The sequence below is a fragment of the Pseudomonas sp. genome (genome assembly GCF_035497915.1).
GTDB lineage: Bacteria > Pseudomonadota > Gammaproteobacteria > Pseudomonadales > Pseudomonadaceae > Serpens.
On sequence record NZ_DATJCS010000008.1, the window covers coordinates 14,256 to 28,706 of the forward strand.

11 protein-coding genes are annotated in these 14,451 nt (G+C 67.5%); 5 read left to right on the top strand and 6 right to left on the bottom strand.

Annotated elements, in window-relative coordinates; genetic code table 11:
- Positions 1–3: 3 nt before the first annotated feature.
- The 4 genes from relA to VL129_RS02525 all read right to left on the bottom strand — a co-directional run bounded on the left by relA (position 4) and on the right by VL129_RS02525 (position 5,752).
- Positions 4–2,256 (bottom strand): GTP diphosphokinase, encoded by a 2,253-nt coding sequence (gene relA / locus VL129_RS02510; protein WP_325409730.1) that lies wholly within the window; start codon positions 2,254–2,256, stop codon positions 4–6.
- A 92-nt stretch (positions 2,257–2,348) separates the two neighbouring features.
- Positions 2,349–3,707: a 23S rRNA (uracil(1939)-C(5))-methyltransferase RlmD gene (gene rlmD / locus VL129_RS02515; RefSeq protein ID WP_325409732.1), complete on the bottom strand. Its 1,359-nt coding sequence runs from the start codon at positions 3,705–3,707 to the stop codon at positions 2,349–2,351.
- Between the two features lie 40 nt (positions 3,708–3,747).
- Entirely contained in the window at positions 3,748–4,650 is a 903-nt protein-coding gene (gene cysM / locus VL129_RS02520) for a cysteine synthase CysM (protein ID WP_325409734.1), read from the bottom strand.
- Between the two features lie 199 nt (positions 4,651–4,849).
- Entirely contained in the window at positions 4,850–5,752 is a 903-nt protein-coding gene (locus VL129_RS02525; protein ID WP_325409736.1) for an HTH-type transcriptional regulator ArgP, read from the bottom strand.
- A 116-nt stretch (positions 5,753–5,868) separates the two neighbouring features.
- Between VL129_RS02525 and VL129_RS02530 the strand changes: the two genes are divergently transcribed.
- Positions 5,869–6,501: a trimeric intracellular cation channel family protein gene (locus VL129_RS02530; RefSeq protein ID WP_325409738.1), complete on the top strand. Its 633-nt coding sequence runs from the start codon at positions 5,869–5,871 to the stop codon at positions 6,499–6,501.
- Between the two features lie 79 nt (positions 6,502–6,580).
- Positions 6,581–9,331, top strand: coding sequence for a response regulator (locus VL129_RS02535; protein ID WP_325409740.1), 2,751 nt, complete (start codon positions 6,581–6,583; stop codon positions 9,329–9,331).
- A gap of 66 nt (positions 9,332–9,397) precedes the next feature.
- On the opposite strand, the gene VL129_RS02540 is transcribed toward VL129_RS02535, so the two are convergent.
- Both VL129_RS02540 and VL129_RS02545 read right to left on the bottom strand, forming a co-directional pair.
- Positions 9,398–11,056, bottom strand: coding sequence for a cation acetate symporter (locus tag VL129_RS02540; protein WP_325409742.1), 1,659 nt, complete (start codon positions 11,054–11,056; stop codon positions 9,398–9,400).
- Positions 11,053–11,364: a DUF485 domain-containing protein gene (locus VL129_RS02545; protein WP_325409744.1), complete on the bottom strand. Its 312-nt coding sequence runs from the start codon at positions 11,362–11,364 to the stop codon at positions 11,053–11,055. Before VL129_RS02545 ends, VL129_RS02540 begins: the two co-directional genes overlap by 4 nt.
- Positions 11,365–11,638: 274 nt before the next feature.
- On the opposite strand from VL129_RS02545, the gene VL129_RS02550 reads away from it, so the two are divergent.
- The 3 genes from VL129_RS02550 to VL129_RS02560 all read left to right on the top strand — a co-directional run bounded on the left by VL129_RS02550 (position 11,639) and on the right by VL129_RS02560 (position 14,388).
- Positions 11,639–11,845 (top strand): DUF2061 domain-containing protein, encoded by a 207-nt coding sequence (locus VL129_RS02550; protein WP_325409746.1) that lies wholly within the window; start codon positions 11,639–11,641, stop codon positions 11,843–11,845.
- Positions 11,846–11,914: 69 nt separating this feature from the next.
- Complete coding sequence (locus VL129_RS02555) at positions 11,915–13,492, top strand: glycoside hydrolase family 17 protein (RefSeq protein ID WP_325409748.1); 1,578 nt, start codon at positions 11,915–11,917, stop codon at positions 13,490–13,492.
- 59 nt (positions 13,493–13,551) lie between these two features.
- Positions 13,552–14,388, top strand: a complete 837-nt coding sequence (locus VL129_RS02560) for a DMT family transporter (protein ID WP_325409750.1) — start codon at positions 13,552–13,554, stop codon at positions 14,386–14,388.
- Positions 14,389–14,451 lie beyond the last annotated feature (63 nt).

Consider the following 14,451-nt stretch of genomic DNA (forward strand, 5'->3'; position numbering starts at 1 on the left):
CAGTCAGGAGGCGCGCTGGCGCTTGGCCTCGATCACGTTCGGCAGCCGCGCCATGCGCGCCAGCAGGCGACCCAGCGCGTCCAGACCGGGAATCTCGACGGTCAGGGTCATCAGCGCGGTGTTGTCTTCCTTGTTGCTCAGGGTGTTGACCGCCAGCACATTGATCTTCTCGTTGAGCAGCAGCTGCGACACGTCGCGCAGCAGGCCGGAACGGTCGTAGGCGCGGATGACGATCTCCGCCGGGTAGGTCTTGACCGGCACCGGCCCCCAGCTGACCTGGATGATGCGCTCCGGTTCACGGCCTTCCAGCTGCAGCACCGAGGGGCAGTCCTGGCGGTGAATGCTCACGCCACGACCCTGGGTGATGTAGCCGACGATCGGGTCGCCCGGCAGCGGTTGGCAGCAGCCGGCCATCTGGGTGAGCAGATTGCCGACACCCTGGATCTGGATGTCGCCGCGCCCGCCGGGACGGATCACCTGACTGGGCGCGCGGCGCGGGATCAGTTCCAGCTGGTCGTAATCGCGTTCCGGCTCGACCAGGTGCTGAGCCTGGTTGACCAGGTGCGCCAGGCGCAGATCGCCGGCGCCGAGGGCGGCGAACATGTCTTCCACCGACTTCAGGTTGGTGCGCTCGACCAGCTTGTCGTAGTCGACGCCGGCCAGGTCCAGGCGCGCCAGCTCGCGCTCCAGCAGGGTCTTGCCGGCGATCACGTTCTGTTCGCGGGCCTGCAGCTTGAACCAGTGGATGATCTTGGCCCGCGCCCGCGAGGTGGTGACGTAGCCCAGGTTGGGGTTCAGCCAGTCGCGGCTCGGCGCCCCGCCCTGCTTGGTGGTGATGATTTCCACCTGCTCGCCGGTCTGCAGGCTGTAGTTGAGCGGCACGATGCGCCCGTTGATCTTGGCGCCCCGGCAGTTGTGGCCGATCTCGGTGTGCACGCGGTAGGCGAAGTCCAGCGGCGTGGCGCCCTTGGGCAGATCCACGGCATGGCCGTCCGGGGTGAACACGTAGACGCGATCCGGTTCGATGTCCACGCGCAGCTGTTCGGCCAGGCCGCCGATGTCGCCCAGTTCCTCGTGCCATTCCAGCACCTGACGCAGCCAGGAGATCTTCTCCTCGTAGTGGCTGGAGGTGGACTTGACGTCGGTGCCCTTGTAGCGCCAGTGGGCGCACACGCCCAGCTCGGCCTCCTCATGCATGGCGTGGGTGCGGATCTGCACCTCCAGCACCTTGCCCTCCGGGCCGATCACCGCGGTGTGCAGCGAGCGGTAGCCGTTCTCCTTGGGGTTGGCGATGTAGTCGTCGAACTCCTTGGGAATGTGCCGCCACAGGGTGTGCACGATGCCCAGCGCGGTGTAGCAGTCGTGGATTTCCGGCACCAGCACGCGCACCGCGCGCACGTCGTAGATCTGGCTGAACTGCAGGCCCTTCTTCTGCATCTTCCGCCAGATGGAATAGATGTGTTTCACGCGCCCGCTGATGTCGGCCTTGATGCCGGTGGCATTCAGCCGTTCGCGCAGCTGGTCCATCACCCGGGCGATGTACTGCTCGCGGTCCAGGCGCCGCTCGTGCAGCAGCGAGGCGATCTGCTTGTACTGCTCGGGCTCCAGGTAGCGGAAGGACAGATCCTCCAGCTCCCACTTGATGTGGCCGATGCCCAGGCGGTGGGCCAGCGGCGCATAGATGTCGAACACCTCGCGGGCCACGCGGTGACGCTTTTCCTCGTCGGCGTTCTTCACCGCACGGATGGCGCAGGTGCGCTCGGCCAGCTTGATCAGCGCCACGCGCACGTCGTCAACCATGGCCACCAGCATCTTGCGCAGGTTTTCCACCTGCACCTGGCTGTTGAACACCGTGGTGTCGCGCGGGTTCACGCTGGCGCTGATGGCCGCCATGCGCAGCACGCCTTCGATCAGCTTGGCCACCACCGAACCGAAACGTTCGCCGACCTTGTCCAGCGGCACCTGCCCTTCGCGCACCGCGCGGTAGATGATCGCGGCGACCAGCGACTCCTGATCGAGCTTGAGGTCGGCGAGAATTTCGGCGATTTCCAGACCAGTGCGGAAACTCGACGCGTTCTCGGCCCAGCGGTTCTGTCCTTCCTTGGCCTGCAATTCGGCTTCGCGCGCGAATTCGCAGGCAGCCTGCAACCCCTCGCGATCCACACCCGGGTCGAGCGTCGCCATGTGCTCGAGCCAGGCGTTGAGGTTGACGCTTCCGTCCGTGTTGATCGGCTGCTGTGCCCTGACCTGTACCATCTCTGCTTTCCCCTCTGGCATGCCCCGCATGCCGGCAACTACATCACGCCGCCCTCTCGCGGGGTCGGTCGATCAACGCATGACGGCCCGGCTCAGGCCGGGTCGCGCACAAACAAGGCCATGGCCTCGACATGCGCCGTCTGCGGGAACATGTCGAGCATGCCGGCTCGCCTGAGCCGGTAACCCCGGGTCGCCAGTTCGGCGGCGTCCCGGGCCAGTGTGGCCGGATTGCAGGAAACATAGAGCACGCGGCGCGCGCCCAGGGTTTCCAGCTGACGAACCATTTCCAGCGCGCCGTCGCGCGGCGGGTCGAGCAGCACGGCGGGAAAACCGCCCTGCGCCCAGCGTGCCTCGGCCAACGGCTGGGCCAGGTCCGCCTGATGAAACTGCACGTTGTCCAGGCCGTTGGCGGCGGCATTGTCGCGCGCCCGCTCGACCATGCCTGCTATACCTTCGACGCCTATTACTTCGCCAGCATGGCGCGCCAGCGGCAGGGCGAAATTGCCCAGTCCGCAGAACAGATCCAGTACCCGCTCGTCGCGCCCCGGCGCCAGCCAGTCCAGCGCCTGGGCGATCATCGCCTCGTTCACCGGGGCGTTGACCTGCACGAAATCCCCCGGCCGGTAGGCCAGGGTCAGCTGCCAGTCCGGCAATGCATAACCCAGCGCCGCGCCTTCACTCGCCGGCTGCGGCTCGCCCGCGCCGTGCAGCCACAGCTGCGCGTCGTGGGTGGCGCAGAAGGCCTGCAGGCGCGCGAGGTCCGCCGCGTCCAGCGGCGCAGTATGGCGCACCAGCACCGCCTGCGCGGTACCGCTGAACAGTTCGACATGGCCCAGGGCCTGCGGCCGGGCGAACTCGGCCAGCAGCGCCGGCAGCGCGCGCAGGATCGATTGCAAAGGCTGTACCAGCACCGGGCAGTCGCCGATGGCGACGATGGCCTGGCTGGCGGCGGCGCGGAAACCCACCTCCAGACGCCGGGCCTTGGCGTCCCAGCGCACGGCGATGCGCGCGCGGCGCCGGTAGCCGAATTCGGGACCGCTCAGCGGCGCCGCCCACTCCTCGGGCTGCAGGCCGGCGATGCGCTGCAACTGCTCTTCGAGGGTGCGCGCCTTGAGCGCCAGCTGTGCCTCATGGGGCAGGTGCTGCAGGGTGCAGCCGCCGCACTGGCCGGCGTGCGGACAGGGCGGCGTGCGGCGCTCGGGCGCGGCGACGAGGATGCGCTCGGCGCGCGCTTCCACCACCTGGCTGCGCGCGGCCAGCACCCGCGCCTCGACCCGCTCGCCGAGCAGCGCGCCGGCCACGAACCAGCTGCGCCCGTCGACGAAGCCGATGCCGCGCCCGTCGTGCGCCAGGCGTTCGATCTGCAGTTGCTGTTTCTTGCCCGTGGGCAGCGATGCCGAACGGGTGCCGTTACCGGTCTGGAAACGCAGACTCGGTGCGCGCTTGGCCATGTGTGTGATTCCTGTGGGGAAGCGGACGCAACCCGGCGACTCAGCGCGCCGGGTCGAAGACTCCGGTGGACAGGTAGCGGTCGCCACGGTCGCAGATGATCGCCACGATCACCGCGTTCTCAACCTCGCGGCTCAGGCGCAGCGCCGCCGCCACCGCACCGCCGGAGGACACGCCGCAAAAGATGCCTTCTTCGCGGGCCAGGCGGCGCATGCAGTCCTCGGCCTCGGCCTGGGACATGTCCACCACCCGATCGACGCGGCTGGCGTCGAACACCTTGGGCAGGTACTCCTGCGGCCAGCGGCGGATGCCGGGAATCGCCGAGCCTTCCATCGGCTGCAGACCGACGATCTGCACGGCCGGGTTCTGCTCCTTGAGGTAGCGCGACACGCCCATGATGGTGCCGGTAGTGCCCATGGAACTGACGAAATGCGTCACCGTGCCGGCGGTCTGCCGCCAGATTTCCGGGCCGGTGGTCTGGTAATGCGCCTCGGGATTGTCGTCGTTGGCGAACTGGTCGAGCACCTTGCCCTTGCCCTGGGCCTGCATGGCCAGCGCCAGGTCGCGGGCGCCCTCCATGCCTTGTTCCTTGCTGACCAGGATCAGCTCGGCGCCATAGGCGGTCATGGCCGCCTTGCGCTCGGCACTGGAGTTGTCCGGCATGATCAGGATCATCCGGTAGCCCTTGATCGCCGCGGCCATGGCCAGGGCGATGCCGGTGTTGCCGGAGGTGGCCTCGATCAGCGTGTCGCCGGGCTGGATGTCGCCGCGCAGCTCGGCGCGGGTGATCATCGACAGCGCCGGGCGATCCTTCACCGAGCCGGCCGGGTTGTTGCCTTCGAGCTTGACCAGCAGCGTGTTGCTGGTGTCGCCGGGCATGCGCTGCAGGCGCACCAGGGGCGTGTTGCCAATGCATTCGGCGATGGTGGGATAGCGCTGGGACATGACTTCGCGATTCGCAGGGTCAGGAAAAAGGGCGCCTATGATAGCCGCAAACCGCTCTGGCCTATATCGCAGAACGATCACAGGTTATAGCGGCAGGGTATAACCCCGGCACCCGGCATTGCTTGCATTGCATTTGTAGGAACGGCTTCAGCCCCTCCAGGAGCATCGCGGCTGAAGCCGCTCCTACAGGTCTTGGCGTTTACAGGTCCGTTGGCTGCATCAGCAGGCGCGGCGCAGCCTCGACGATCTGCCGCGACAGGTGTTCCATGCGCGGCGACTGCACCTTCCAGGTGTGCCAGTACAGCGCCACGTCGCACGGCGCGTCCGGGGTCAGGTCGAGCACCTCGCCGCTGGCCAGCGCGTCGCGGATCAGCAGTTCCGGCACCATGCCGTAGCCCAGCCCGTAACGGATGGCCTGGTAGTGCGGCTCGGCGCCCGGCACGTAGTGGGTCGGATAGGCGCCCGGCGGCAGGCCGAAGCGTTCCAGCAGGAAGGCGGACTGCAGACGGTCCTTGCGGGTGTAGGCCACCACCGGCGCGCGGCGCGCCGAGGCGCGGGTCAGGCCGTGGGCGAAAAAGCGCTGACGGAACGCCTCGCTGGCCACCAGCCGGTAGCGCATGATGCCCAGCGGCTTCGCCGTGCAGCCGCGCATGGGCTTGGGCTCGGTGCTGATGCAGCCAATGGCCAGTCCGCTTTCCAGCAGGCTGTAGGTGTAGTCCTGGTCCTCGACGGTCAGGTCGAGCAGCACCCGCTCGCGGATCAGCACCTCGGCCAGCGCCGGGAAAAACCAGGTACCCAGGCTGTCGGCATTCAGCGCCGCCACCACCACCAGCGGCGCATCGCTCTGCTCGGCCAGCTCGGCCAGCAGGTCGGCCTCCAGCAACTGGGCGCGACGCAGGTACTGCAACAGACGCTGGCCCAGCTCGGTGGGCCGGCACGGCCGGCTGCGCACCACCAGCGGCGTGCCCAGCGTGCTTTCCAGGGCGCGCACCCGCTGGGAAATGGCCGGCGAGGTGAGGTGCAGGCGCGCGGCCGCCTGCTCGAAGCTGCCGCATTCGATCACGGCCCGGAAAGCCTGCGTTTGTCTAGGGTCCAACTGCATGACAGGGCTCGGATTAAGAAAATGTTTGTATACCCTAAAAAACCTTAGCCATGTTCATTTCGCTGGCCGCCCACGGATAATCGCGCCCCTCACAGCCGCGCGTTCCGGAGCCTGTCGTGACCCTCACCCTGTTGTACGTCATCTACCTGATCGCCATCACCGCCGAAGCCATGTCCGGCGCAATCATGGGCATGCGGCGCGGCATGGACCTGTTTGGCATCAGCCTGCTGGGCACCGTCACCGCGCTGGGCGGTGGCACCGCTCGCGACCTGCTCCTCGGGCATTATCCGGTGGGCTGGATCGAGCACCCCGAGTACCTGTCCTTCACCATCGGCGCGGCCATCGTCACCGCCTTCATCGCCCGCCAGATGCACCATCTGCGCAAGATCTTCCTGATCGTCGACGGTCTGGGCCTGGTGGCCTTCACCGTGATCGGCTGCGACGTGGCGATGAGCATGGAGGCGCATCCATCCATCGTGGTGCTGGCCGGCGTGATCACCGGCATCTTCGGCGGCCTGTTGCGCGACATGCTGTGCACCGAGGTGCCCATGGTGCTGCGCCGCGAACTCTACGCCACCGTGGCGCTGTTCACCGGCGTGCTCTACGTGGCCCTGCTGTGGCTGGGTGTCGATACCCAGGTCGCCCCGCTGGTGGCGCTCGCCAGCGGCTTCCTGCTGCGCATGCTGGCCATCCGTTTCGGCTGGCGCCTGCCGCAATACGACGCGGAGAACATTCGCGGCCTGGATTGACCCGTATCACACCTACCGGGCTGCCCGATGAACGGTCGTCTCGCTACACTCACGCCATCGGTTCTACCTGGGACTTGCCGTGTTCTCTCATCTTGGCATCAAGGGTCGCGTTCTCCTGCTGACCCTCGTGCCCACCAGCCTGCTGGCAGTGCTGCTGGGCATCTACTTCACCTCCATGCAGCTGTCGGACCTGCATGCGCAGCTGCTGCAGCGCGGTCAGATGATCGCCGAGCACCTCGCGCCGCTCACCGCGCCGGCGCTGCCCAACAGCGATCCGGCGCTGCTGCAGCGCATCGCCAGCAAGGCCCTCGAACAGCCCGACGTGCGGGCCGTGACCCTGTATGACCAGGACGGCCAGATGCGCGCCCATGCCGGGCCGAACATGCTGGCGCAGACCCGTCCCGCCAGCCGCACCGATCAGCCGCAGCGCCTGACCGAGAGCGACACCACGCGCTTCGTGCAGCCGATCCTGATCAGCCACCTGACCCTCGGCGAAACACCGGCCAGCGGCGAACGGCCGCTGGGCTGGATCGAGCTGGAAATTTCCCACCAGGGCACCCTGCTGCGCGGCTACCGCAGCCTGTTCGCCAGCCTGCTGCTGATCGTCGCCTGTCTGGGCGTGGCGGCGCTGCTGGCCCTGCGCATGAGCCGGGCGATCAACACGCCGCTGTCGATCATCCAGAAGGGCGTGGCGCGCCTGAAGGACGGCGAGCTGCAGACCCGCCTGCCGGACATGGGTAGCCGCGAGATGGACCAGTTGGCCGCCGGCATCAACCGCATGGCCGCCGCCCTGCAGAACGCCCAGGAGGAACTGCAGCACAGCATCGAGCAGGCCACCGAGGACGTGCGCCAGAACCTGGAGACCATCGAGATCCAGAACATCGAGCTGGACCTGGCGCGCAAGGAAGCCCTGGAGGCCAGCCGCATCAAGTCGGAATTCCTGGCCAACATGAGCCACGAGATCCGCACGCCGCTCAACGGCATCCTCGGCTTCACCAAGCTCCTGCTGCGCAACGAACTGACCCCGCGCCAGCGCGACTACCTGCAGACCATCCAGAAGTCCGCCAACAACCTGCTGGGCATCATCAACGAAATCCTCGACTTCTCGAAGATCGAGGCCGGCAAGCTGGTGCTGGAGAACGCGCCGTTCAACCTGCGCGACCTGCTGCAGGACACCCTGACCATGCTGGCCCCGGAAGCGCACGACAAGCAGCTGGAGCTGGTCAGCCTGATCTACCGCGACACGCCGGCGGCGCTGGTCGGCGATTCGCTGCGCCTCAAGCAGGTGCTCACCAACCTGGTGAGCAACGCCATCAAGTTCACCCACCAGGGCACCGTGGCGGTGCGCGCCATGCTGGAAGACGAGGACGACGAGCGCGCGCAGCTGCGCATCAGCGTCACCGACACCGGCATCGGCCTGTCGGCCGAAGACCTGCGCCAGCTGTTCCACGCCTTCAGCCAGGCCGACAACTCGATCAGCCGCCAGGCCGGTGGCACCGGCCTGGGCCTGGTGATTTCCAAGCGCCTGGTCGAACAGATGGGCGGCGAGATCGGCGTGGAGAGCGTGCCGGGCCAGGGCTCGGAGTTCTGGATCAGCCTCAGCCTGCCCAAGGCCGAGCCGCTGGACGAACAGTGCGAAGACCTGCGCGGCCTGCGCGTCGCCCTGCTGGACGGCCACGACCTGGCCCGCCAGGCCCTGCGCCATCAGCTGGAGGACGCCGGCCTGGAGGTGCTCGAATACACCACCGCCGCCGAGCTGCTGGACGCGGTGGCCAACTCTCCGGATGCCCGGCCCATCGACCTGGCGGTGCTCAGCATCGACAGCCGCAGCCTGCCGCCGGAACGGCTGGGCCAGTACCTGCACGAACTAGAGGCCCAGGGCTGCAAGGCGCTGACGCTCTGCCCGACCACCGACCAGATGCTCTTCCACCAGGAACTCGGCGACGACCACCGGCAGTTGCTCAGCAAGCCGATCTGCACGCGCCAGCTGCACGGCAGCCTCTGCGAGCTGACGGGTCACCGGCCGAGCAGCCGCAACGAGGCGCCCGCCGCGGCGGCGCCGCAGTCCCGGCCGCCGCGCCTGCTGTGCGTGGATGACAACCCGGCCAACCTGCTGCTGGTGGAAACCCTGCTCCACGACCTGGGCGCCGAAGTCACCGCCGTGGACAGCGGTTTCGCTGCCGTCGAGCAGGTGCGCCAGCACAGCTTCGACCTGATCTTCATGGACGTGCAGATGCCCGGCATGGACGGCCTGAAGACCACCGAGGCGATCCGCGCTTGGGAAACCGGGCAGGCGCGGGCGCAGACGCCCATCGTCGCCCTCACCGCCCACGCCCTGGCCAACGAGCGCCGCGCCCTGCTGCAGGGCGGCATGGATGACTACCTGACCAAGCCGATCAACGAACACCAGCTCAGCCAGGTGGTGCTCAAGTGGACCGGCCTGAGCCTGCGCGGCGGCCAGCCGGCGCGCCAGAGCGAGCCGACGGGCGAACCGGGCAACGGCCTGCCGGTGCTGGATCCCGAGGAAGGCCTGCGCCTGGCCGCCGGCAAGGCCGACCTGGCCGCCGACATGCTGACCATGCTGCTGGATTCGCTGGAAGCCGACCGCCAGGCCATCCTGATCGCCTGGGAGCGCTGGGACCGCGAGGCGCTGATCGAACGCATCCACCGCCTGCACGGCGCCACCCGCTATTGCGGCGTGCCGCAGTTGCGCGCCGCCTGCCAGCGCAGCGAAACCCTGCTCAAGCAGGACGCGCCCGAGGCCCGCCAGGCGCTGGAAGTGCTGGTCGAGGCCATCCAGCGCCTGTCCCGGGCGGCACTGGCGGTCTAGCGATCACGCCGGTCGCAAACAAAAAAGGCAGCCTTGCGGCTGCCTTTTTCGTGTTGCGGGACCGGATCAGTGAGCGACTGCGCCGCTGGCACCGAGGCCGGTCTGCGAGCGGACGAACTGCGGCAGGAAGCGCGCGCGTTCCTCGCTGGCGGCCTGGGACCGGTCGGTGACCGAGAACAGCCAGGTGGCGGCGAAGGCGACGATCATCGAGAACAGCGCCGGATACTCGTAGGGGAAGATCGCCTGGGCGTTGCCCAGGATACCCACCCACACCGTCGGGCTGAGGATGGTCAGCACCACCGCGGTGCCCAGGCCGAGGATGCCACCAAACAGCGCGCCACGGGTGGTCAGGCCCTTCCAGTACATGGAGAGGAACAGCACCGGGAAGTTGCAGCTGGCGGCGATCGAGAAGGCCAGGCCGACCATGAAGGCGATGTTCTGCTTCTCGAAGGCGATGCCCAGCAGGATGGCGACCACGCCCAGAGCCAGGGTAGTGATCTTGGTGACCTTCAGCTCGTCCTGCTCGCGGGCCTTGCCCTTCTTGATGACGCAGGCGTACAGGTCATGGGACACCGCCGAGGCGCCCGCCAGGGTCAGACCGGCGACCACGGCCAGGATGGTGGCGAAGGCCACGGCCGAGATGAAGCCCAGGAACAGGTTGCCGCCCACGGCGTTGGCCAGGTGCACGGCGACCATGTTGTTGCCGCCGATGATGGCGCCCGAGGCATCCTTGAACTCCGGATTGGTGCCCACCAGCAGGATGGCGCCGAAGCCGATGATGAAGGTCAGGATGTAGAAGTAGCCGATGAAACCGGTGGCGTAGAACACCGACTTGCGGGCTTCCTTGGCGTCCGCCACGGTGAAGAAGCGCATCAGGATGTGCGGCAGACCGGCGGTGCCGAACATCAGTGCCAGGCCCAGCGAGATCGCGGAAATCGGGTCGCTGACCAGGCCGCCGGGGCTCATGATCGACTCGCCCTTGGCGTGCACGCTGATCGCTTCGGAGAACAGGCGGCCGAAGTCGAAGCCGACGTGCTTCATCACCATGATGGCCATGAAGGTGGCGCCGGAGAGCAGCAGGATGGCCTTGATGATCTGCACCCAGGTGGTGGCCAGCATGCCGCCGAACAGCACGTACATGACCATCAGCACCCCGACCAGCACCACGGCGACCAGGTAGTCCAGGCCGAACAGCAGCTGGATCAGCTTGCCGGCGCCAACCATCTGGGCGATCAGGTAGAAGGCCACCACGGTCAGCGAACCGAAGGCGGAGAGGATGCGGATCTGGGTCTGGCCGAGGCGGTAGGAAGCCACGTCGGAGAAGGTGAACTTGCCCAGGTTGCGCAGGCGTTCGGCGATCAGGAAGAGAATGATCGGCCAGCCCACCAGGAAGCCGATCGAGTAGATCAGGCCGTCATAGCCGGAGGCGAACACCAGGGCGGAAATACCCAGGAACGAGGCGGCGGACATGTAGTCGCCAGCGATCGCCATGCCGTTCTGGAAACCGGTGATGCTGCCACCGGCGGTGTAGTAGTCGGACGTGGAGGTGTTGCGCTTGGCGGCCCACTTGGTGATGAACATGGTGGCGGCGATGAACACCAGGAACATGACGATGGCCGTGTAGTTGGTGGCCTGCTTGACCACTTCGCCTTCCAGGGCACCGGCCGCCCACAGTGCGGGGGCGACGAACAGCAGGGCGGCACCTGCCAGGAGACGGGACATCATTGCTGAGCCTCCTTGATGATTTCGGCGGTCAGCTCGTCGAACTCGCCGTTGGCGCGACGAACGTAGATGCCGGTGAGGATGAAGGCGGAGAAGATCAGGCCCAGACCTGCGGGCATGCCCCAGGTGATGGACGAATCGGCGCTGATGCGCGTGCCGAACAGCTGGGGATCGAAGGCGATCACCAGGATGTAGGCCACGTAGAGGCCGAGCATGATGGCGGACAGGGTCCAGGCGAAGCGGCCGCGCCGGGCCACCAGTTCTTTGAAGCGCGGACTCTGTTCAATCCGCTGGGTTACAACGTCGTACATCTTGTTCTTGTCCTAAAAGCCAGGGAATTCTGGACGGGGCGCACTCTAAGCCCCTGACTTGTCAGTGAAAGTCGACATTGGTCGAATTGGCCGCCGGTCGTGAAAAGTTGCTGCGGTCGACATTTTCTGGTTTTCGCCGCCCTGAAGACGCACCGTCAATCCATGCCAAAAAGCTATCAGCCCCATAAAGGGGAAAAGTTTTTTCAATCAGGCCGTCCCCGCTAAGGTGCACACCAACGCAAACGATTCCCGAATCGGAACGGGGGACTCCACCATGCTCAAGACCGCGACCTTCACCGCCATGCACTTCTGTATCGCCTTCGCGGTGACCTATGTCCTCACCGGCAGCGTGGCCGTCGGCGGCCTGGTGGCGACCATCGAGCCGCTGTGCAACGCGGTGGGTTTCTTCTTCCACGAAAAGCTCTGGGAACGCTTCGCCCAGGCCGCGCCGGCCGCTGCCGAACACGCCTGGCTGGCCTGACCCGCCCGACGGGCCGGCGAGCGCAACCTGCCGCGCTAAGCTGCAGGAACCCTCCCGCCGGCCCGCGCCATGCCTCGACGCCTTGCCCTCCTGCTGCTGTTCGCCACCGCCCTCGGCGCCTGCTGGGCCTGGCTCGGCCGCGACCACCCGCTGGCTGACGCGGCGCCGCCCGAGCAGCGGCTGCAATGCGTGTCCTACAGCCCCTTCGGTCGCGACCAGTCGCCGTTCGACCGTCCGCTGCGCCTGGACCGCGCCCAGCTGGATGCCGATCTGGCCCTGCTGGCGCAGCGCTTTTCCTGCATCCGCCTCTACTCGATGACGGGGCTGCAAGCCATCCCGGAACTGGCGCGCAAGCACGGCCTGCACCTGGTACTGGGCGCCTGGGTCAACGCCGACCCGCACGACACCGAAGCCGAGATCCGCCTGCTCATCGACACCGCGCAGACCTATCCCGATGTGGTCCGCGCGGTGCTGGTGGGCAACGAAACCCTGCTGCGCCGAGAGGTCACCGCTACCCATCTGGCCCGCCTGATCGAGCGGGTCCGCGACAACGTGCCGCAACCGGTGAGCTACGCCGATGTGTGGGAATTCTGGCTGCGCCACCCGGAAATCGCCCCGGCGGTGGATTTTCTCACCGTGCATCTGCTGCCCTACTGGGAAGACGAGCCTCGGGGCATCGACACGGCGCTGACCGAAGCGGGCCGGATTCACGACGAGTTCGTCCGCCGCTTCGCCCCCAAGGCCATCCTGATCGGCGAGACCGGCTGGCCCAGCCAGGGCCGCCAACGGGAAACCGCACTGCCCAGCCCTCTCAACCAGGCGCGCTTCATCCGCGGCTTCGTGCGGCACGCCGAGGCCGAGGGCTGGAGCTACAACCTCATCGAGGCCTTCGACCAGCCGTGGAAGCGGCGCAGCGAAGGCACCGTGGGTGGCTACTGGGGAATCTACGACGCCGATCGCCACGATAAGGGCGTGCTCAGTGGTCCGGTGTCCAACCTGCCGGACTGGCCGCTCTGGCTGCTGCTCTCGCTCTCTTTATATGGCGGAGCCGTGCTGCTCGCCGGGCCGGGGGCGCGACTCTGGCTGCCGCCGCTGGCGGCGCTGGGCGCGGGCTGCCTGGCCTGGCAGGCGCAACAGCTGGCGGTGGTAAGCCGCAGTCCGGCGGAGTGGCTGTGGGGCGCCGCGCTGATGCTGCTCAATCTGCTGGTGCTGGCCCAGGCGGCGCTGCTGGCGCGGGGCACCAACCGTTGGCGCGGGCTGGGCGCTGCGCTGCTGCTGGCCAGCGGCTTCGCCGGCGCGGTGTTGATGCTCGGACTGGTAGTCGATGCGCGTTATCGCGGCTTCCCCTGGTATGCGCTGGTGTTTCCGGCGCTCTTCTTCCTGTTGCACCCTCGCCCCGTCAGCCCGCGCGAGGGGATGCTGCTGGCGGGTGTGCTGGCGTTGGGCATCCCGTTGCAGCTGTGGCAGGAAGGACTCGCCAATGGCCAGGCCCTGGCCTGGGCGCTGACCTGCGCGCTGCTGGCCGCGGCGCTCGCGCGCGCCGCCAGCCATCCCCGAATCTCCAGGAGCGTCTGTAGGAGCGTCTGTAGGAGCGACTTCAGTCGCGATGCTCCTGGTCCAGATCTGCACGAAACACCGCGCGGCTGAAGCCACTCCTACCAAAAGCGCTTACCCTGCGCGGCCTTCTTCTTAGCGGAGCCCCTCGCATGACCCCACGGCGCGCCCTGCTCGGGCTGCACATCGGCGCCCTGGCCTTCGGCCTGACCGGCGTGTTCGGCAAGCTGGCGCTGGCCGCGCCGCTGGTGATCGTGTTCGGCCGCGCGCTGTTCGCGGTGCTCAGCCTGCTGCCGCTGGCCTGGCGGCACAGGCGGCCGGGCTGGCGCCAGCTGGTGCTGCTGGCCGGCGGCGGGCTGCTGTTGGGCAGCCATTGGCTGACCTTCTTTCATGCGGTGAAGCTGTCCGGCGTAGCCGTGGCGACGCTGGGCTTCGCCAGCTTTCCGGCCTTCACCGTGCTGCTGGAAGGGCTGCTGTTCCGCGAACGCATTCGCGGCACGGAATGGCTGACGCTGCTGCTGGTCAGCGCCGGGCTGTTGCTGGTCACCCCGCAGTTCGAACTGGCCAGCGCGCAGACCACCGGGTTGCTGTGGGCGGTACTGTCCGGCCTGCTGTTCGCCCTGCTGTCGGTGGCCAACCGCGCCTCGGTGAAGGGCATTCACCCGTTCCAGGCGGCGCTCTGGCAGAACCTGACCATTGCCCTGTGCCTGCTGCCGCTGGCCTGGCATCTGCTGCCGGCGGTCAGACCGCTGGACTGGCTGTGGCTGGGGCTGCTCGGCGTGTTCTGCACGGCCATCGCCCACAGCCTGTTCGTGGCCAGCTTGAGCGTGCTCAAGGCGCGCAACGCTGCGCTGATCTTCGCCCTGGAGCCGGTATATGGCATCGCCGTGGCCTGGTGGCTGTTCGATGAACAACCCACCCTGCGCATGGCGGCCGGCGGGGCGCTGATTCTGCTGGCCATCGCCCTGGCGGCGCGGCAGAAGCATTAGCTGGAGGTCGGTGCATCTTTGGGGTCGGCTGGCGCCGACCTTGGCCGGGGTAAACCCGGCCCT